The organism is Corynebacterium sp. KPL1818, assembly GCF_000478135.1.
GTDB classification, from domain to species: Bacteria; Actinomycetota; Actinomycetes; order Mycobacteriales; family Mycobacteriaceae; genus Corynebacterium; species Corynebacterium accolens.
Genome location: NZ_KI515758.1, coordinates 238,088 through 256,951, shown reverse-complemented (window position 1 = coordinate 256,951; position 18,864 = coordinate 238,088). Strand labels below are relative to the sequence as shown.

Annotated in this window: 15 protein-coding genes and 1 tRNA gene; 6 read left to right on the top strand and 10 right to left on the bottom strand. The window is 61.3% G+C overall.

The window, feature by feature from the left end; translation table 11 throughout:
- Positions 1-28: 28 nt before the first annotated feature.
- Positions 29-1,162, top strand: a complete 1,134-nt coding sequence (locus tag HMPREF1261_RS01085; protein ID WP_023029654.1) for an acyltransferase — start codon at positions 29-31, stop codon at positions 1,160-1,162.
- Here HMPREF1261_RS01085 and HMPREF1261_RS01080 read toward each other — a convergent pair.
- From HMPREF1261_RS01080 to HMPREF1261_RS01070, 3 genes are read right to left on the bottom strand one after another with little or no spacing between them, the layout of a single operon-like run.
- Positions 1,068-4,232: an alpha-(1->3)-arabinofuranosyltransferase family protein gene (locus HMPREF1261_RS01080; protein ID WP_023029653.1), complete on the bottom strand. Its 3,165-nt coding sequence runs from the start codon at positions 4,230-4,232 to the stop codon at positions 1,068-1,070. The two genes, HMPREF1261_RS01085 and HMPREF1261_RS01080, sit on opposite strands and share 95 nt — an antisense overlap.
- 14 nt (positions 4,233-4,246) lie before the next feature.
- A complete protein-coding gene (locus tag HMPREF1261_RS01075; RefSeq protein ID WP_023024221.1) occupies positions 4,247-4,444 on the bottom strand; it encodes a DUF2613 domain-containing protein in 198 nt (65 codons plus the stop codon).
- 22 nt (positions 4,445-4,466) lie between these two features.
- Entirely contained in the window at positions 4,467-4,973 is a 507-nt protein-coding gene (locus HMPREF1261_RS01070; RefSeq protein ID WP_034657804.1) for a universal stress protein, read from the bottom strand.
- A gap of 58 nt (positions 4,974-5,031) precedes the next feature.
- Here HMPREF1261_RS01070 and HMPREF1261_RS01065 point away from each other — a divergent pair, with 58 nt between their 5' ends.
- From HMPREF1261_RS01065 to HMPREF1261_RS13145, 3 genes are read left to right on the top strand one after another with little or no spacing between them, the layout of a single operon-like run.
- Complete coding sequence (locus HMPREF1261_RS01065; RefSeq protein WP_034657803.1) at positions 5,032-6,171, top strand: glycoside hydrolase family 3 N-terminal domain-containing protein; 1,140 nt, start codon at positions 5,032-5,034, stop codon at positions 6,169-6,171.
- A gap of 34 nt (positions 6,172-6,205) precedes the next feature.
- Positions 6,206-7,894 carry a VanW family protein gene (locus HMPREF1261_RS01060; protein WP_023029650.1) on the top strand — a complete coding sequence of 563 codons (1,689 nt, stop codon included), beginning with the start codon at positions 6,206-6,208 and terminating at the stop codon, positions 7,892-7,894.
- Between the two features lie 13 nt (positions 7,895-7,907).
- Positions 7,908-8,033 (top strand): hypothetical protein, encoded by a 126-nt coding sequence (locus HMPREF1261_RS13145; protein WP_023029649.1) that lies wholly within the window; start codon positions 7,908-7,910, stop codon positions 8,031-8,033.
- Positions 8,034-8,355: 322 nt separating this feature from the next.
- On the opposite strand, the gene HMPREF1261_RS01050 is transcribed toward HMPREF1261_RS13145, so the two are convergent.
- Both HMPREF1261_RS01050 and HMPREF1261_RS01045 read right to left on the bottom strand, forming a co-directional pair.
- Entirely contained in the window at positions 8,356-8,601 is a 246-nt protein-coding gene (locus HMPREF1261_RS01050) for a CopG family transcriptional regulator (RefSeq protein WP_023029648.1), read from the bottom strand.
- 395 nt (positions 8,602-8,996) lie between these two features.
- Positions 8,997-9,070 (bottom strand) — tRNA-Gly (locus HMPREF1261_RS01045).
- 63 nt (positions 9,071-9,133) lie between these two features.
- On the opposite strand from HMPREF1261_RS01045, the gene dcd reads away from it, so the two are divergent.
- Positions 9,134-9,703 carry a dCTP deaminase gene (dcd, locus tag HMPREF1261_RS01040; RefSeq protein ID WP_023018083.1) on the top strand — a complete coding sequence of 190 codons (570 nt, stop codon included), beginning with the start codon at positions 9,134-9,136 and terminating at the stop codon, positions 9,701-9,703.
- 36 nt (positions 9,704-9,739) lie between these two features.
- The gene (locus HMPREF1261_RS01035; protein ID WP_023029647.1) at positions 9,740-11,062 is read left to right on the top strand and encodes a UDP-glucose/GDP-mannose dehydrogenase family protein; all 1,323 of its coding nucleotides are present in this window, start codon (positions 9,740-9,742) and stop codon (positions 11,060-11,062) included.
- Here the strand turns inward: HMPREF1261_RS01035 and HMPREF1261_RS01030 are convergent.
- The 5 genes from HMPREF1261_RS01030 to HMPREF1261_RS01010 all read right to left on the bottom strand — a co-directional run bounded on the left by HMPREF1261_RS01030 (position 11,059) and on the right by HMPREF1261_RS01010 (position 18,813).
- Positions 11,059-12,186 (bottom strand): YibE/F family protein, encoded by a 1,128-nt coding sequence (locus HMPREF1261_RS01030; protein ID WP_232018414.1) that lies wholly within the window; start codon positions 12,184-12,186, stop codon positions 11,059-11,061. The genes HMPREF1261_RS01035 and HMPREF1261_RS01030 overlap by 4 nt on opposite strands.
- A gap of 256 nt (positions 12,187-12,442) precedes the next feature.
- Positions 12,443-13,678, bottom strand: coding sequence for a pyridoxal phosphate-dependent aminotransferase (locus HMPREF1261_RS01025; RefSeq protein ID WP_005279345.1), 1,236 nt, complete (start codon positions 13,676-13,678; stop codon positions 12,443-12,445).
- Positions 13,679-13,727: 49 nt separating this feature from the next.
- Complete coding sequence (locus HMPREF1261_RS01020) at positions 13,728-14,378, bottom strand: DUF1707 domain-containing protein (protein ID WP_023029645.1); 651 nt, start codon at positions 14,376-14,378, stop codon at positions 13,728-13,730.
- Positions 14,379-14,453: 75 nt separating this feature from the next.
- A complete protein-coding gene (locus HMPREF1261_RS01015; RefSeq protein WP_023029644.1) occupies positions 14,454-15,761 on the bottom strand; it encodes a cation:proton antiporter in 1,308 nt (435 codons plus the stop codon).
- A gap of 34 nt (positions 15,762-15,795) precedes the next feature.
- Positions 15,796-18,813, bottom strand: coding sequence for a (Fe-S)-binding protein (locus tag HMPREF1261_RS01010; RefSeq protein WP_023029643.1), 3,018 nt, complete (start codon positions 18,811-18,813; stop codon positions 15,796-15,798).
- Positions 18,814-18,864 lie beyond the last annotated feature (51 nt).

Here is an 18,864-nt window from a genome sequence, read left to right as displayed (position 1 = left end):
TTCAGGTTTCCGGGGTAAAGGAGCAAGCGTGCGCACGCAGGCATCTGTGAAAAGACTACCCCAGCACCTGCCGGAGCTAGACGGCCTACGCGCGGTTGCCGCATTAGGGATCATTGTCACCCACGTATCCTTCCAAACCGGCACCGGGTGGGGATTTGCCGGGCGTTTCGATTTCTTCGTCGCCGTCTTCTTCGCCCTCAGCGCCTTCCTCCTGTGGCGCCGGCGCGGGCTGCACACGGTGCGCGGCTATGCCCACTCCCGCATCGCGCGCTTGGCACCGGCCTATTATGCCTGCGTGGTATCGGTTGTGCTGCTGCTTCCCGATGCCCACTCCATCACCCCCACCCAGATCCTCGCCAACCTGACATCCACGCAGATCTATGTGGCCGATGGCCTTGCCCCGGGCCTTACCCACCTGTGGTCGCTGTGCGTGGAGTTTTTCTTTTACCTGGTACTACCGCTCCTCGTGTGGGCCATTGGCGGCCTGCCGCAGCGCTGGCGCATGGGCGTTATCGCCGGTGCCGCGGTGGTGAGCTGGGGGTGGGGATTTATTCCCTTTGTCGCGGACTACGGCGAGGACCAGGTCAACTCGCAAATCTGGCCGCCGGCCTATGCCTCCTGGTTCGCGGTGGGCATGCTGGCGGCGGAGGTGGAAGAAAGGGGCATCGGCAAGCGCACGGCGCGCCTCCTGCAGGTGCGCTGGGCCTGGGTTGTGCTGGCGGCAGTAGTGCTATGGGTAGCGAGCCGGGACTGGTTTGGGCCGGCCGGGTTGGTGCATCCGGAGCCGGCGGAATTTGCCCGCCGCATCATCGCCGGGGCGATATTCGCGGCGTGCGTGGTGGTGCCGGTGGCCTTGGTTCCACGTGGAACCTCGTGGCTTACCTCGCCGCTGATGCAGGCGCTGGGCGCGTGGTCCTATTCCATTTTCTTGTGGCATGTGGCGGTGCTCGCCGTGGCCTTCCCGCTGACCGGGGTGGCGCTATTTAGCGGGAAATCGCTGGATTTTTGGGTCATCCTTGCCGTCACGGTGATAGGCACCGTTGTGGTTTCTGCGGCGAGCTATACGCTTATCGAGCGCCCGGGCCGCGATCTTCTGATGGGCCGCGGCCGGGGCCGTCGGCGGCGAAAAGGCAGGCCAGCCCCGCGGCACATAAGCACATAAGCAGCACGGAATCGCCGGCATAGGCCCCGGAGGTCCACGGGGCACGGGCGAGGATGGCCCCGGCCGCGGCTACCACGCCGCTGGCCAAATAAGCCCGCGGAATGGTGGTCCAGCGCACGATGAGCCAGGCGGCCATGCCCGCAAGCGCCGCCGGCCATCCCACCAGTGCCAGGCAGGCCAGCGAATACATCGCAGAGGCCATGCCTCCAGGATCCGGGTGCCAGGTGGGCTGCGGGCTACGGCGCGCGGCGAAAAGCAGGCAGAAACCCAGCGTGGCCAGGCCGAGCGCGCCCCCAAAGAGCAAGGCGGCGCGGTAGGCCGGCTGCGCCTCAAAGGTCATGCGGAATTCCCCATGCGTGCCCGCAGGGACGATAAACGCCTGGGTGGCGGCATCAATTTCGCGCGGGGTGAGCTCGGTATCGCCTATAAACCCGCGCAGGCCCTTATTAAAGGCGCGGCCGGTAATGAGCAGACGCTCATCCTCTGCAGCAGCGATGGAAAAATCGGTGAGGCGATAATCGCTCAGCGGGGACCAGCCCTTTTCCGTCATGGACACCCACGCGCCGGTGGTGCGCACGCGGTGAACTCCGGGCTCGAGGCTCAGGGTGCTGCCGGGGGAGTACCGGTGGGAATCGATAAGCACCGGCTTGGGGGAATCCACGGTGACCTCCATGCGGCGCGGCACGGTGACATCGCGAATGAGCACACCGGTATCGTGCACCATCTGCTGGAAGAAGAATTGGTGCACATTCGGCGAGGTATCCGGTACGGTCACCACGCGCTCGATGGGGTGGCCTTCTACCTCTAGCTCCGCAATGCCGGTGCGGTGGGATAGCTCCACGCGGATGGCCTGCGAATCCCCGCCGGGCACGCGCACCGTCTTGGAGCGAAAGGCTTGCAGATCCACCTCTACTGCCGCGCCGCCTGAGCGCACCGTCACCGTGGTGGAGCTGGTGGCCATGAGCTTCAGGCTCGGTTGGCTAAAGTCACCGCGCAGCTCGATCCAACCTTCATCATCGCCGGGTGCGGGCCACCAGGCGGTGGAATTTTCCCCATCGACGGCGGCGGTGGCGGACTTTTCCGGCTGGGCGCCGCCAAAGGCGGTGGCATCGGCGGCAGAAGAAGAGACCTCGACACCGCCGCCGTGGGTCTCCACCGTGGTCAGCGGGCCGGCGGAGGGATAATCGCGCAGGCGGTTATAAACGTGGCTGGGATCGTCTGTGGATAGCGGCGCCGAGGCGGCGCCGTGGAGCGTGCCGTAGTTGCGATCCACCAGCGTGGGGGTATCGGTGACGATATCGGCATCATTGTCCACCAGCTCGTGGGCAGCGGGGCCATTGTGGGCATCGAGGAAGGCCAGCGCCTCGCCGCCACCGGCCACGCGGACGGGATCGGCGGAGGTCAAAGCCATGGAATGCTGCTCGAGCAGGATCACATCAACCTCGCCAAAAGCATGCACGTCACCGCCAAATTTACTGCTCAAGGTGTCATTATCGGCGGCAAAGAGATCGTGGCGCACCATCACCGCGCCGATGCCTAGGCGCTGCAAGGCGCGCACGCCGCTGTCCGGGTCCTCCTCTAGCGCTGCCATCACCCCGTCGAGGCCGCGGATGGCCTCCGGCGGCACGAGGGGAATGGCATCGCGGACGGCCCAGGGGACATCAAGAAGCGGCTGCGCCGGCTCATCGCGGGTCCAACCCCACTCCTGGCGGGCGAAGGAGGCCTCGGGATAAATCAGGGTGCGGGTATTGTCCGCATGCTCGTTGATGTAATCCGTGGCCTGATGCCAATAGTCCGGCACCTCGTCATAGGCGCCTAAGGGCAGCAGCCGCTGCGACCAGGCTGGGGAGAGCGCGCTGATGCATACGAGTAACACCAGCGCGCCCACCGTCTGCTTCTTGGTGGGCCGCAGGCTGGTGGGCAGCGGCAGGCGCTGGCAGGCGCGGGCAAAGCCCAACAGCAACGGGACGCGCACCAGCGGATCGAATTTGTGCAGGTTGCGCAGGGGTGCAAGCACCCCATCGAGCGCGTCGAGGTACCACGCCGCCTGGCAGCCCAAAATCGCCACGCCGGTAATGAGCATGATGGACCACACGCGGGGCAGCCGGCACAAACCGTAAATGCCTATTGCAGCCACGGCCATGGTGATAAGGACAAAGAAGGCAGAGGTCGCGAGCTCGTTACCGGCGATGCGCTCGGCATCCGCAAAGGGCGACCAACTCGTGGTCCCGCGCAGGATTTCCGGCAGGTTCAGCCACCGGGTGGTCACGCGGGAGGATTCGATAAATTCCGTAAACGGCGGGGCGTAGCGGCCCAAGATAAGAAGCGGGCCAATCCACCACGCGGATACGCACAGGCAGCCAAGCAGCCAGGCCGCGCCGGGCTTGAAGGCGCGGCGGTAGGCTACGATGACAAGCGCCGGGGTGCACGCCGCGAGCGTGGCCGTGGCGTTGACCGCGCCCATCAACGCCACGGGAATCGTGGCGGCGGCAGCATCGCGCCAGGTGAGTTTTTCCCGCAGGAAAGGCAGGATGACCCACGGGGCTAGCATGACCGGCCAGGTTTCAGAAGAAATGGCCGTCAGGGTGGATAGCGAGCGCGGGGAGAGCGCATAGAGCATCGCCGCCACCCAGACCCAGCGGCCGCGCAGGCCTATCCGGGTAGCTAGCTTGTAAAAGCCGATAAAGCCCGCGCTTAAGACCAACAGCCACCACAGGCGTTGGGCTATCCAATCCGGCAGGGGCTCGGTTAAAACAAAAAAGGGGCCCTGCGGGAAGAGATAACCGTAGGCCTGGTTCTGCAGCTGGCCCAGGGTAAAGATATCGGTATAGGCATCAAGCGCGCCGCGCAGGAAGTGCCGTGGGTTGGCGGCCAGATCGTGTTTGGTATCGGCGGCGGTCAGCCCCCACGGCTGCACCGCGAGGATAAGCGCCAAGGCAATAATGCCGAGCGGGTAGGGCCGGGCAAGGCGCGCACAGCGGTGGCGCAGGGCGCGGGCTAGTGCGCGGTAGCGGTGTAAATAGGCACCGCTGTGTGGGCCGCGGGGGAGCTGATCGGTCCGGTCATGCACGCCGGTGCGCCCATCTAATTGCGGGAACCGTATTCAGGCCCGCCCAGCACCGCATCATCGGCGGAGACCGCATTGCCTTCCGGCACGGTATCGCTGCCGGAGAACTGGGCGATGCCAATGATGGTGATAATGCCCAGGGCGATGCCCACAACAGCGCTACCCACGGCGGGGCCGAGGGTGCGCTTGTTTAAAGAATCGGATTCCAGAGCCATGGCTAAAGATACTAGCAGCTACTTAGAAGTATTCCGGATCGTCATCTTCCGCGTCTTCGTCGTTTTCTTGTGGGACGATAAAGACGGGCAGGCCCGCATTGCGCACGATCTGGTCCGCCGTGGAGTTGGTCCACCAGGCGCGAAAGCCGGTGAGCGCGCGGGTGCCGGTCACGATGACATCCACGTCGAGCTCGTGTGCTGCATCCACGATGGCCGAAGAAATGGTGGTGGCGGATTCCACGAGGTGGGCGCGGCCGGCCAGACCGAGGTTCTCTGCCAATTGGGTGCCCTGGCGGCAGATCTTCAGCGCTTCTTCGTAAGCCGGATCGTCTTCCACGCTATCGGGGGACACGGTGGATTGGTGCATGCCCGTGCGGCTGACGGCGCGCGCGGTTTGGCGGGCCACTGGCTCCCACGCGGTGAGGATTTCCACCGTGGAGGGGCGCAAAAGCTGGGCGGCGTACTCCAAGGCGCGGTCGGCGCGTTCGGTGCCATCATAGGCAATTAACATTGTTTTGCCGTTACTCATGTCACTAGTCTACCCACCGCTTGGGACAGTTCGCGAGGAATCCTGCACACTGGAAGGCATGACATATTCCCGCATCATTGTCAGTTTGGGCCTCGTGGCGGTGCTCAGCGCCTGCTCTAATTCCGCCTCGGACGAGGACAAGGCGCGCGAGTCTGCGGCCCCCGCGCCCTCATCGCCGGGTAGCGCCGCGTCCGCCACGGAGGCCGCCCCAGCCCCGGCGCCAGCGCCGGTGCCGGAGGATATTCGCGCCACCGCCGCCTCGGTGCTCATGCCGCCGGCAACCAGCTACGAGGACGCCAAGGCCAAGCTGGAGGCCGGCGTGGGAGGCATCTTCATCCCCAGCTGGGCGGATCCTGGCTTGCTGGAGGAAGAGGGCCGCAATATTAACGCCCTGCGCGCGGAACTAGGCCGCGATTTTGAGGTCGCCATCGACTTTGAGGGCGGGCGCGTGCAGCGTTTTTCTGAAATTTTGGGCGAATACCCCTCCGCGCAGCAGATGGCGGCGGACCACTCGCCGGAGCAGGTGGAGCAGCTGGCGGGGGACATCGGCAAGCGGCTCATGGACTACGGCATCAACGTGGATTTCGCGCCGGTGCTTGATGTCGATGGCGATGGTCTCGAGGTCGTGGGCGACCGCGCTTTTTCTACCGACCCCGTCCAGGCCGGCGATTATGGCGCCGCCTTTGCCCGCGGGTTGGATGCCGCCGGGGTCAAGGCCGTATTCAAGCACTTCCCGGGCCACGGCCGCGCCTCGGGCGATACCCACCTGGCGGAGGCCATTACCCCGCCGCTAGAAGAGCTTGAGAACCATGAGTTCATTCCCTTCCGGAATGCCATTCCCGCAGCACCGAATGCGGCGCTGATGATGGGCCACCTCGCGGTGCCGGGCCTGGGCGACGGCCAGACCCCAGCCTCCATCCTGCCGGAAGCCTACGGCCTTGCCCGCGAGGCCTTGCAGTATGACGGCACCATCTATACCGATGATATTGGCGGCATGGCGGCCATTTCGGATTCGCTGCCGCTTGCCGATGCCGTCATTACCTCCCTCGCCGCCGGCGCCGACATGCCCTTGTGGTCCACCGAGGAAGATATCAATGCGGTGATCGATGCCGTCGTCGGCGCCGTGGATGAGGGCAGGTTGGCCCCTGAGCGCCTCGGCGAAGCCGCCCGCCACGTGCACGATGGGGACAGCGACTAGGAAAAACGCCCCTTTACCCGTTAACCTTTAAGGCGTGAAGAAGGCAGAAGGAAAAAACGGTGCAAAGGGCTGGCTCGTCACGCTTGGCGTGATCGTTGGCTTCGTCCTCATTGCGGGCATCGCTTATGCCTGGGATGTCATAGCAAACCAGGACAAGATCCCGCGCAGTGTCTCCGTCGGCGGCGTGGATATCTCCGCCATGGAGCGCACCGCCGCCGTGGCCAAGCTCGAGGATGAGCTCAAGGGTGTTGAGACCCAGCCCGTGACCGTGACCGCAGGCGATCTGCAGTCTGAATTTACCCCTGCCGAATCCGGCCTGGCCCTGGATAATCAGGCCGCCGTCGATGGCATCGAGGAACCTTCCCTCAACCCCATTACCCGCCTGGCCAGCTTCTTTCGCTCCACCGAAGATATCCCGGTAGAAACCGATGTGGACGATAGCAAGCTGCAGCCCACCCTTGACCGCGTCAAAGACGAGCTTTCTACTGATCCGGTCGATGGCATGCTCGAGCTTAATAATGGTGAGCTCAAAGTCACCGATCCCACGTTGGGCCAGTCCGTAGACGGCACCGAATTGCATGATGCGGTGGCAGCGAATTGGCTGGACAAAGACGGCGTGCAGGTGGAACCGGAAGAAATCGAGCCGGCCATTAATGACGCGGCCATTGAAAAGATGCGCACCGGCGATGCCGCCAAGGCCCTGGATAATTCGTTGACCTTGAAGGCGAAAAATAACGTCACCGCCACGCTGAATAAGCCGGAGATTTCCCAGTTCACCAGCATTGAGAAAAAGGACGGCCAGCTGCACCTGGTGGTGGATAGCAATCGCGCGCAGCAATTGCTGCAAGAGCGTGCCGATGGCGCCGACGTGCCTGGCGTGAACGCCAAGGTGAAATTCGCCGGTGGCTCCCGGCAGGTCACCCCCTCCCAGGACGGCGAGATCATTGACTGGAAGCCCACCATGGAGGGCTTTGATAAGCGCGTGACTGGCGATGACCGCGAGTGGGACGCTACCTACAAGCCTGACCCAGCCGAGTTCACCACCGAGGACGCCGAAAACGCGACGTTTAACGATACCGTGGGTGAGTTCACCACCGGCGGCTTTTCTTCCGCTTCTGGGCGCAATATCCAGCTCGTTGCCCAAGAAGTCAACGGTGCCGTTGTCAACCCCGGTGAGACCTTCTCCCTCAACGGCTATACCGGCCCCCGCGGTACCGCGCAGGGTTATGTGGAATCCGGCATCATCATCAACGGCCACTCCGGTTCCGCCGTGGGCGGTGGCATCTCCCAATTCGCCACTACTCTGTATAACGCCGCGTACTTCGCCGGCATGCAAGATACCGCGCACACCCCGCACTCGTATTACATTTCCCGCTACCCAGCCGGCCGCGAGGCCACCGTGTACGAGGGTGCCATTGACCTGCAATTTACCAATACCTTCAATACTCCAGTGCAGATTGAGACCAGCTTTGGCGGCGGCAATATCACCGTCCGCTTGAAGGGTACTAAGACGGTAGAGGTGGAATCCATCAATAACGGCCGCTGGGCCAAGACCGAGCCACAGCCGATGTCCGTGCCAGGCAGCGACTGCTCGCCATCATCTGGAGCCCCAGGCTTTACGACGTCCGATACCCGCATCATCAAGGATCTCAGCGGCAAGGAGCTTTCCCGCGAGACCAAGACCACGGTCTACGACCCACAGCCTATTGTGCGGTGCGGCTAGTAGCCTCGTCGCTATGGAAGAGCGAACCTTGACCACGCTCATCTTTGACAGCGTGGTCATTGAATCCAACCTCCGTGGGGCAGAGCAGGCGCAAAAAGAGTTTGCCCGGAACTTGAAGTCGACAACGGTGTCTGAGTGAAGTGTCCCTAGCTACTGCTTCTCGGTAGCGAACAAGGAGCCGTACGGCAGCCAGTACCTCTACGGGTGAGGACAGGGACGTCGTTATTCGAGGAGCTTACTGTAGTGCGGGCGAGCTTTCATTACATGGATTAGTAGTTCGTCCCCGTCGGAGGCAACAACAACGACGGTTTCCAGCAGTCGAGCATGGGTATCAAAACCGAGGCGGAGTTCTCGCCATTGGTTAGGGTCTTCGTCAAGAGGCTCTATCCACAGTGGATAGGAAGCTGCATGGATTCCGTCGGTTTCTGCGATACCGTGCTTTGTGGCGGATTTGGCTGTTCTCATGCCGCCGTGAGCGCGCTGATTGCTTGGCGGACAAGCTCAGATCGGGTGAGATTCTTTTCCGTAGCCAGGCGATCTAGGGTGCTAAGTTCATCGGCAGTCAGGCGCACAGCAACGACCTGAGCAGGCTCTGCCCCGCGACCGGGGCGTCCACGTCCGCGCTTTTTCAACACTTCTGGGTCGTAGCCTTCTTCTGCTTCGGAAACCCAATTGTCGAGTTGATCTTGAGTGATGTTCACAGGCATGGAAATATCGTATAACGAAAATTGTGCACTGTCGATACTTGCTGTATTAACGCTCGGTGGGAATCAAACTGCCACAGGACGGCGTCAGGGCAATACCCTAAGCAATATACGGTTCCCTGACCGTTTCACTATTCGCCTGTTTGGGCTGTTTTGGATGAACAAACAGATATGTGGGCCTGACCCCAAAGTCATTACTCTCCGGGGTCAGGTCCTAATACGTTCGGCACCTCGCCACGCTCCGATTGGTAGTGCCAAGTCACGCCCCGAGAGGAGGGGGCCTCCGTAGTCCATACCCAAGTGAAATAGCTACAGTTACAGCTACACCCGCCCCAGTACCAGATGAGTACAGCCCACCCCTGCAAGCCTATTTATGCAGGTGGTGGACTATTTTTGATTGGAGCCGACGACGGGAATCGAACCCGCGCCAGCAGCTTGGGAAGCTGCAGTTCTACCATTAAACTACGTCGGCACTGCGCTAAATGCGCTTTCCCTACTATACACCTAGGGCAGGCGATTGAGTAGAATCGGGGCCGTGCTTCTTTCAGATCGTGATATTCGTTCCGCCATTGATTCCGGAGAGCTGGGCATCGAGCCCTTTGATAGTGAGCTTATCCAGCCTTCTTCCGTTGACGTGCGCTTGGATAAGTACTTCCGCGTATTCAATAACTCCCGCTATACGCACATTGACCCCAAAGAGGAGATGCCGGAGCTTACCACCTTGGTGGAAGTAGAAGAGGATCAATCCTTTATTCTCCACCCCGGTGAGTTTGTCCTTGGTGCCACGCTGGAGAAATTCACCCTCCCGGCTGATTTGGCTGGGCGTTTGGAGGGCAAGTCCTCGTTGGGACGGCTGGGACTTTTAACTCACTCCACCGCGGGCTTTATCGATCCCGGTTTTTCCGGGCACATCACCTTGGAGCTTTCTAATACCGCGAACCTGCCCATTGCGCTGTGGCCGGGGATGAAGGTGGGCCAGTTGGCCATCTTTAAGATGACCTCGCCGGCGGAAAGCCCCTATGGCACGGGTGCCTTGGGATCGAAGTACCAAGGTCAGCGCGGCCCAACGCCATCAAAGTCTTACCTGAACTTCCGCAGGGATTAATCTGGTATTTACATAAAATCTCTAGGATGAGGTTTTATGCGGATGACTGTTATTGGCACCGGTTACCTGGGTGCCACCCACGCCGCCTGCATGGCGGAATTGGAGCATGAAGTTTTAGGCGTCGATGTAGACGAGGATAAGATCGCCGTCTTGCAATCGGGCAAGGTTCCGTTCTTTGAACCGGGGCTACCGGAGGTGCTCGAGCGCAATATTGATGCTGGGCGCCTAGGGTTTAGCACGGATTATGACGAGGCCGCGCAGTTTGCCAACGTGCACTTTCTCGGCGTGGGAACCCCGCAGCGCCGCGGCTCTTATGCGGCGGATATGACTTACGTTAAGGCCGTTATCACGGACTTGGTGCCCAAGCTGCGCGGGGAGCACGTCATCTTTGGCAAATCCACCGTTCCGGTAGGAACGGCGGCGGAACTACAAGAACTGGCGGATAGTTTGGCGCCCGAGGGAACCCGCGTGGAGATCGCGTGGAATCCGGAATTCTTGCGCGAGGGTTATGCGGTGCACGACACCATCACCCCGGACCGCATCGTGATTGGAACCCGTGAATCGGAATCTCGTGCGGAGGAGCTTGCCCGTGAGATCTACGCGCAGCCGCTAGCGCAGGATACGCCCTTCATCGCGACCGACCTGCAGACCGCAGAGTTAGTAAAAGTCTCCGCCAACGCCTTTTTGGCCACCAAGATTTCCTTCATCAATGCGGTCTCTGAGATTTGTGAGATCGCGGGGGCGGACGTAGTGGCGTTGGCGGATGCCATTGGCATAGACAAGCGCATTGGTCGCAAGTTCCTCGGCGCGGGCCTGGGTTTTGGCGGTGGTTGCCTGCCTAAGGATATTCGCGCCTTTATGGCGCGCGCCGGTGAGCTCGGCGCCGATCAGGCCCTGACCTTCTTGCGCGAGGTGGACGCGATTAATATGCGCCGGCGCGACCGCATGGTGGACCTGTCTAAAGAAGCCTTCCATGGCTCCCTATTGGGTCACCGCGTTACCGTGCTGGGCTGTGCTTTTAAGCCCAATTCGGATGATGTGCGCGATTCGCCGGCGCTCTCGGTTGCTGGGTCCTTGTCCTTGGCGGGTGCCGCGGTGACCGTCTATGACCCCGAGGGTATGGACAACGCCAAGAAGGTTTTCCCCACCTTGGACTATGCCGCCGATACGGAATCCGCCCTGCGGGAGGCGGAATTGGTCATCCTGGCCACCGAGTGGCAGCAGTTTAAGGAGCTGGATCCGAACGAGGCTGGCGAGCTCGTGGATAATAGGCACATTATCGATGGCCGCAATGTGCTCGACGTTGCGGCTTGGTCCAACGCCGGTTGGAAGATTCAGGCGCTGGGCCGCACGCTCTAACGGCGGTGTGACGGGACGGTAAACGCGGCAATCAGCGTGGTAATCGGTACCGCGAGGGTCAGCGCCATGGCGCCGACGCCGGAGCGCAGGAGCTCGGTGGCGACGAGATCGCTGCTGAGAATTTGCCCCGCGGGGCGTTCGGCGGCGGTGATGAGCAGGAGTAGGGGCAATGCGGCGCCGGTATAGGTCAAAATGAGGGTATAGACCATCGAGGCAATGTGGTCGCGGCCGACCCGCATGGCGGATAGGAAAAGCTCGAGCGGTGAGGCCGCGGGATCGGATTCGTGCAGCTCGGTGATGGTGGAGGCTTGGGCGATGGCGACATCGGCAAGGCTGCCCAATGCGCCGACGACGAAGCCACACAGCAGCACGCCCAGGATGGACACATTGGGCATATACAGCAGCAGCTTGAGGTTGTCTTCGGAGCTATAGCCTTGCAGCTGCGAACTATCGATGGCCGCCCACGCAAGGAACGCGGCGATGGCGAGCGCGGTCAGGGAACCGCCCACTGCGGAGGCGGATTTCCAATTCACGCCGTGGACGAGGGGAACGGCAAGGAGAATGATGGCGGTACAGGCAGCGAGCGCCACCCACAAGGGATTGGTGCCTGCGATGAGCGCTGGGATGAGGAAGCTAAAGACGATGCCAAGGCTCAACCCCAAGCCGATGATCGCGCGCACCCCATGCCAGGCCGCAAAAGCGATGATGACAATAGCGATGACCACTCCCCACAGCAGGAGGCTATTGCTGCGCTGATAATCGGCAAAGGCATACGAGACGGATCCAGTGGGATCGGTGGCCTTAGAGAGCACGATATTATCGCCCGGCTGCAATTCTGGGTCGCCCGCGTTGCCGTAGGTGACCAATTGGGTCATCTTTCCCTCGTCCTCGCCGGAGGTGATCTTCACCAGCGCCCGGTCACAGTCCACCTCTTCCTTTTCCGGAATCAGCGGCGGGGTATCGAAGGCCAGGCCGGTCTGCTCCGATTGGCACGCGGAATGGTCGGTCTTTTCCACTGTTGCCTCAACCTGCGGGTGGTTCAGCGCGTAGGTGGACTCGAACTCCTCCGAAGTGTGCTCTGAGGCAGCACTAGAGGGCCACAGCAGGACGAGGCCAATCAGCATGGCGACAAGGGCCGTACCGATGGCAGTGACCAGGCCAACGCGCCACGGGTGGCCGGATACCTCCTGCGCCAGCTGACGTGGATTTAGGCGTTCCAACGCCGACTGGCCTGGCGCGTGCCCGCTGGACCCAGATCGACGCTGCGCTTGCCGATGCCGCGAAGCCGAGTCCGATGCGGAATTAGAAACCGAGGAATGCCGTCCCATACGGTGTATTGTGAACGATTATTACTGCAATTACCAATCGCCTGCTGGGGTGCTATTGGCGGTAGCTTACCAAGAAATTGCCCAAGCGCTCGATGGCGTTTTCCAGCTGGGAAGCCCAGGGCAGCGTGACCACGCGGAAGTGATCCGGGTGCGGCCAGTTGAAGCCGGTGCCTTGGACCATGAGGATCTTTTCGGCCTTGAGGATGTCCAACATGAGCTTGGAATCATCGTGAATCTCATAGACATTGGGATCCAGGCGCGGGAAGAGGTACAGCGCGCCCTTGGGCTTTACCGCGGACACACCGGGGATCTCATTGATCTTGTCGTAGGCGATATCGCGCTGGCGCAGCAGTCGTCCCCCCGCTCCGGTGAGCTCGTAGATGGATTGGCGCCCGCCCAGCGCCACCTGGATGGCATGTTGGGCAGGAACATTCGGGCACAGGCGGGTACCGGCCAGCAATTCGAGGCCCTCGATAAGCCCGTGCGCATGGTGCTTCGGGCCCGTAATGACCATCCAGCCCGCGCGGTAACCACAGACGCGGTAGGCCTTGGATAGGCCATTAAAGGTAAAGGTCAAGAGATCGGGGGCCAGCGAGGCGATGGAGATATGCTTCGCATCGTCATAAAGGATGCGGTCATAAATCTCATCGGCCAAAATCAGCAGGTTGTGCTCCCTGGCGATGTCCACGATCTGCTGCAGGACCTCGCGCGAATACACCGCGCCGGTTGGGTTATTCGGGTTGATAACCACGATGGCCTTGGTCTTTTCGGTGACCTTGGACCTAATGTCCTCGATGGATGGGTTCCAGTCGTCTTCCTCATCGCACAGGTAGTGCACTGGGGTGCCGCCGGCCAGCGAGGTTGCCGCCGTCCACAGCGGGTAATCGGGTGCCGGGATGAGGATCTCATCGCCGTTATTGAGCAGCGCCTGGGTGGTCATGGTGATAAGTTCTGATACGCCATTGCCCAAGAAGACATCGTTGATATCAAAATGAGGGAAGTCTTCGAGCTCATAGCGCGTGACGATGGACCGCCGGGCCGAGGTAATGCCTTTAGAAGTGGAGTAGCCCTGGGAGGTGGGCAGCGCGCTGATCATATCGCGCATGATGACATCGGGTGCATCGAAGCCAAAGACGGCGGGGTTGCCGGTATTGAGCTTGAGGATGGTGTGGCCGTCCAGTTCCATTCTCTCCGCTTCCGCTGAGACCTCACCGCGAATATCGTAAGCGATGCCCTTTAGTTTTTCGGACTGGTCAAAGATGCGGGGTTTGGGAGAAGTCATGGCCATATTGTGCCATCTTTCACAGCGCTAAGAAATATTGCAGCGCACCTCAGCGCTATTTATTATTCCACTTGCTGATTTGCTTCTTCGCCATTTCCATAGCCTGACCGGTAATTTCCCCGGCTTGCTGGCGGCGTTCGGCCCACATTTTCTTCTCTAATTCTTTTTGGTGCGCTCGCTCGTGTGCCGTCAGCGCACGGATTTCGCGCTGCTGTTGGCGCTCAATTTGCCGCACCGAGGGGGCATGCCAGGATTGCGGGCCCACCTTGGCCACGTACAACAGGATCCACACGATGGGGATGAGCGCTGCGGCCACGGCACCGCCCGCCAGCAACCAGGGGCTATTCATGGTGGCGCTGAGTAAGACAAGAGTAGGCGATGCCGCGAGCAAAACCACCGAGCTGGTCAGTGCGATAGCGAGGCGGGGCTTCTTTGCGGCATTTAAGGCGCGGTCCACATCGCCTTGGGAATAGATCTTTACCTCTTGCGATCCGGTTGCAGGGATATCGCTAAAGATCGGTGCCAGGTCCTTCTGGGTGACGGCCTGCATGACGCTATCGGAGCGCTCCTCAAACTCGTCCATGGATAAGCGTCCTTCGCCCACTGCGCGGGCTAGATCGGTCAGGGCATCGTTGCGCTCTGAATCGGATAGACGCAGTGTCCGGTCATAGGGGGAGGGTCCGTAGCTATTAGTCACAGCCACCATAATAGACAAGCTGATTCAAAAAGAATATGCCCTGCCGCGGTGGCAGGGCATATCTTCTAGCGTGAAGTACACAGATTAGAGCTCTTGCGACTCTTCTTCCTTATCGTCCTCGTCAGAATCCGATTTCTTCTTTGGGTCGGATTCATCAACCGTCTTGGAGTCCTTCCTTCCCACCAGGTTGGCCAGGAACGGAAAGATGGCGACGGTCAATGCGCCACCGGCGACGAAGATCGAGGCGGTTTCCTGCTTCATCAATTCCGAGTTAACCGCCAGCGACGTCACCGCGACGATGATCGGCAGGCCGGTAGCCGTGTACAAGCTGACCTGGAGGCGCTCGCGCACCGTTTCAATTTCGGAGCCGGTGTGGCCCACATTCTCGCGCAGGAATACCGGCAGGCCGCGGGTGACAAGAATAAGCGCCGGGATGCCCAGTACTTTCCCCGGATTATTGGCGATGGTATCCCAGTTAATCGTCATGCCAGAGACCACGAAGAAGACCGGGATGAGCATGGAGTGGAAGACCACATCGAGGCGGTGCTCCAGCCGGCGATGGAACTCATCCGGAATGATGCGGTTCAAGATGATGCCGGCGGCGAAGGCACCAAGCACGATGTCGAGCTCAAAGACCGCCGTGACGGCCATGAGGGTGGCAAGGATCAGGATGATCAGGCGCAAAATGGTCTGGTTGGTAGACCCCGCACCGGAGATAAACGCCGCTTTAACCCACGGAATCGTCGTGGCAATGGCCGCCGGCATGATGGCAACAGCCACGGCGATGCCGATGAACGCGAGCATAATCAGCAGCGTGGTCCACGTGGAGCGCGTGCTGAGCAAAAGCGCCATCGCGGTAATGGGGGCGACCTCACCAATAGCGCCGTGAATCATGACCGATTTGCCCACCTTGGTCTCGAGCACGCGGTCCTGTTTCAACATTGGTTGCAGCGTTCCCAGTGCTGTGGACGTCAGCGCGAGTGCTACCACGATGGCGCCAGGGACATTATCGACCAAGAAGTATGCACCAACGCCACAGGCCACTAGGCAGATAAGCCAGGTGGATAGCGCAGTTCCCGCCTCTTTGGTCTTGAGCGTAGAAATCTCGATTTCAAAACCGGCGAGCAAGAAGAGCGCACCAACACCTAGTTCTTTGAGCATGCTGATGCCGGCATCCTCATGCGCGACATCCAAAAGCGAGGGGCCGATGACCATGCCAAAGATGATCAAAAGGGCAACGGCCGGCAGCCGGTTGCCCAACATGAACGACACTATCGGCGCCAGTAGCGCCGCAAGCATGATCCAGGCAAAGGAAACGAGGCTAGTGGTGTTTTCCGTCGCACCTGCTGCGAGAACAACAGTATCCGCAGCCCATCCCACATCTAAATGCATGGATCACAGCGTACGCACTCACCCCTGCACATGCCTACTCGGTATTCGCGTCTTTCGGTGGTGTGGGTGGCTCCGGCGGTTTAGGTGGCTTGGGGGCCTTGGGAGGCTCTGCGCTTGCCGACGTCCCCGGTGGTGCCGGTCGCGCAGGCGGAGCAGGTGGTGTGGACGATGCCGGTGGAGCCGGTGGAGCAGGTGGTGTGGCCGCTGCCGGTGGAGCGGGCGGGGTTGATGCGGCTGGTTGAGTCGGCGGAGCCGGAGGCTCAGGTGGCGCGGGAGGTGCTGCTGCTTCGGGTTTCTCGTCGGCGTGCGGTGGCTTGGGTGCCTTGGGAGGCTCTGGTGCCTCGGCAGCGTGCGGAGCCTTCGGTGGCTGTGGAGCTGCAGGTGGTTGCGGTGCAGCCGGTGCTTGTGATGCAGCGGGAGGCTGCGGGGCACGAGGCGGTTGGGGTGCCGCGGGTGCCTTCGCACTTGGAGCAGCCGGCGGAGTTGGGGCACTCGGAGCCGTTGGAGCACTTGGCGCTGTTGGAGCGCTCGGAGCTGCAGGAGCAGTAGGGTCCTTAGGAACCGCAGGCGGTGTGGGAGCGCTCGGTGGGGTTGGCGCGCTGGGCGCAGAGGGGGCACCCGGTGCGGCAGGTGGAGTGGGCACCGCCGAGGTATTAGTGGGCTGCGGTGCACTCGGCGCGCTGGGGGCGTTCGGGGCCGAAGGGGCCTTGGGAGCAGCCGGGGTAGAAGGAGCCTTTGGCGCCGATGGTGCCGATGGCGCAGCAGCGCCGGGGGCCGGAGGTGCCGCCGGAGCAGAGGGTGCGGCTGGGGCAGAGGGCGCAGCGGGAGCCGCCGGTGCCGAAGGCGCGGACGGGGCTGCCGGAGCGGAGGGTGCGGCTGGTGGCGTGGAGTTGGTGGATGTGGACGTGGGGGAGGGGGCATCGGCAGGCGCGGGCGCCTTGGGGGAATCACCTGTGGTGGTTGAAGCCGCGCGGTGGCGCACTGGGGTGCCCAAGAAGGCCTTGGGGCGGGGCTTGGGAAGAGTGCCCTTGTCATCCAGGGAAATGGAATTGCGCAGCATGGTGGCCACGTCGTTGACCTGGGCGATGGGGGTGGATTCGGCGGTCAAAGACTTCACGCCGCCGGTCATCATGACATTGCAGAACGGGCAGCCGGTGGCGATTTCCTCGGCGCCGGTCTCGAGCGCCTGCTCCGTGCGGAACTCATTGATGCGAGAGCCCAACTTTTCTTCCATGAACATGCGGGCGCCGCCGGCGCCGCAGCAGAAGGCCTCATCGCGGGACTTGTCCATTTCGCGCAGCTCTACGCCCGTGGCCTGGAGAAGCTCACGCGGGGGATCGAAGACCTTATTGTGCCGGCCCAGGAAGCATGGATCGTGATAGGTGATGGGCTTCCGGTTTTCCGGGGTGCGCGGAACCGGCTGTAGGAGCTTTTCGCGCACCAGGCGGTTGAGCAGCTGCGTGTGGTGGAAGACATCGAAATGCCCGTCAAAGTCCGGGTACTCATTGCGGATGGTATTAAAGCAGTGCGGGCAGGTCGTGATGATTTTCCGCTGGCCTTTGGGTACGCCCTCGAAAGCGTTGTTGAGGGTTTCGACGTTTTGTTGCGCCATCATCTGGAACAAGAACTCGTTGCCGGCGCGGCGGGCGGGGTCGCCGGTGCAGGTCTCGCCGGTAGAAAGCACGCCGAACTTCACGCCAGCGGTGTGCAGCAGATCCACGACGGCGCGGGTGGTGCGGCGGCCATTGTCGTCATAAGCGCCGGCGCAGCCTACCCAGAGGAGGTATTCCATATCGGAGAAATCGGTGGCGTCCTCGCCAATGATGGGTACCTCGATGCCATCGGCACGCGCCTCATCAATCCAGGCGCGTCGCTCGGAATTATTGCGGCCCCAGGGGTTGCCCTTGGTCTCCATGTTTTTAAATAGGCCGGTGAGCTCCGATGGGAAATCGGATTCCGCCAAGACCTTGAAGCGGCGCAGGTCTGCAATATGGTCGATGTGCTCGATATCGGTGGGGCACTGATCCACGCAGGCCCCGCAATTGGTGCAGGACCACAGGACGTCATCGTCGATGACACCAGCCATCGAGAGCACATCGAGGCCCTCGTGTGGGTTGTAATTATCCAGCGCGCCTTGGCGCAGGTCCATCATGACCTTTTTGGGGCTGAGCGGCTTATCGGTATTCCAGGCGGGGCACAGCTCCTGGCAGCGGCCGCACTCGGTGCATGCGGTCGAATCCAGCAGCATCTTCCAGCTGCCAGGGGTGATGTCTTCTTCCAGGTCCGGGGTGGGCAGGGATTTGAGCGCCTTTTCCCCAGAGGTATTGCGCTGGAAAAAGATATTGAAAAACGCCATGAAGCGGTGCCACATGACACCCCACTGGAAGTTGCGGGCGATAAAGAAGATGAAGAGGAGCCCGGATAGCAGCTTGACCAGGGCGAAGAAGCTGACCAGTGCCGGGGATTCGGGTAGCGCCTTAGCCAGGTGAATAGTCAAGAAATCCGCGACTGCGGAACCGTGACCAAAGGCCGCGATCTTGGAGGCCTTGACCAGGAGCATGCTGAGGCCCTCGATGAAGACGATGGCCTCCACCCAGCGGGCCGCTGCCGTTTGAGAGTTGAAAAAGCGGCTGCCGCGCTCGGTATCGCCTAGTTTCAGGCGCACGCTTATCAGGAAGCAGATGCCTAGCACCGTGCCGATGCCGAGCACTTCTTCCACGAAGTGATAGACCGTCCAGGTGCTTAAGCCCGGCCATCCTTGATCCGGGGCGAAGGTTTGGATATAGGCCTCAAACCAGACCAGGATGCCGAATAAGAAGCCCACCATGACTAACCAGTGGGCAGCGTTGACCAGTGGTTTGCCCTTGAAGTGGGTGTGGCCGAAGACCTCAACCAGCACGCGCCAAAGGCGTTTTACGGGGCTATTGGTGCGCTCTAGTTGGGTGGGCCCGCCCGAGCGGATGAACTTAATGAGCGCCCCGGCGCGGGCGAAAAAGTATAGCCACACCGGAATCGATGCGGCTATAGCAATCCAACCGAACACGGTGGTCATTCGTGCTCCTTCACTACTGATACTCCACGTTGTTATCTACCTTAAGGCCTA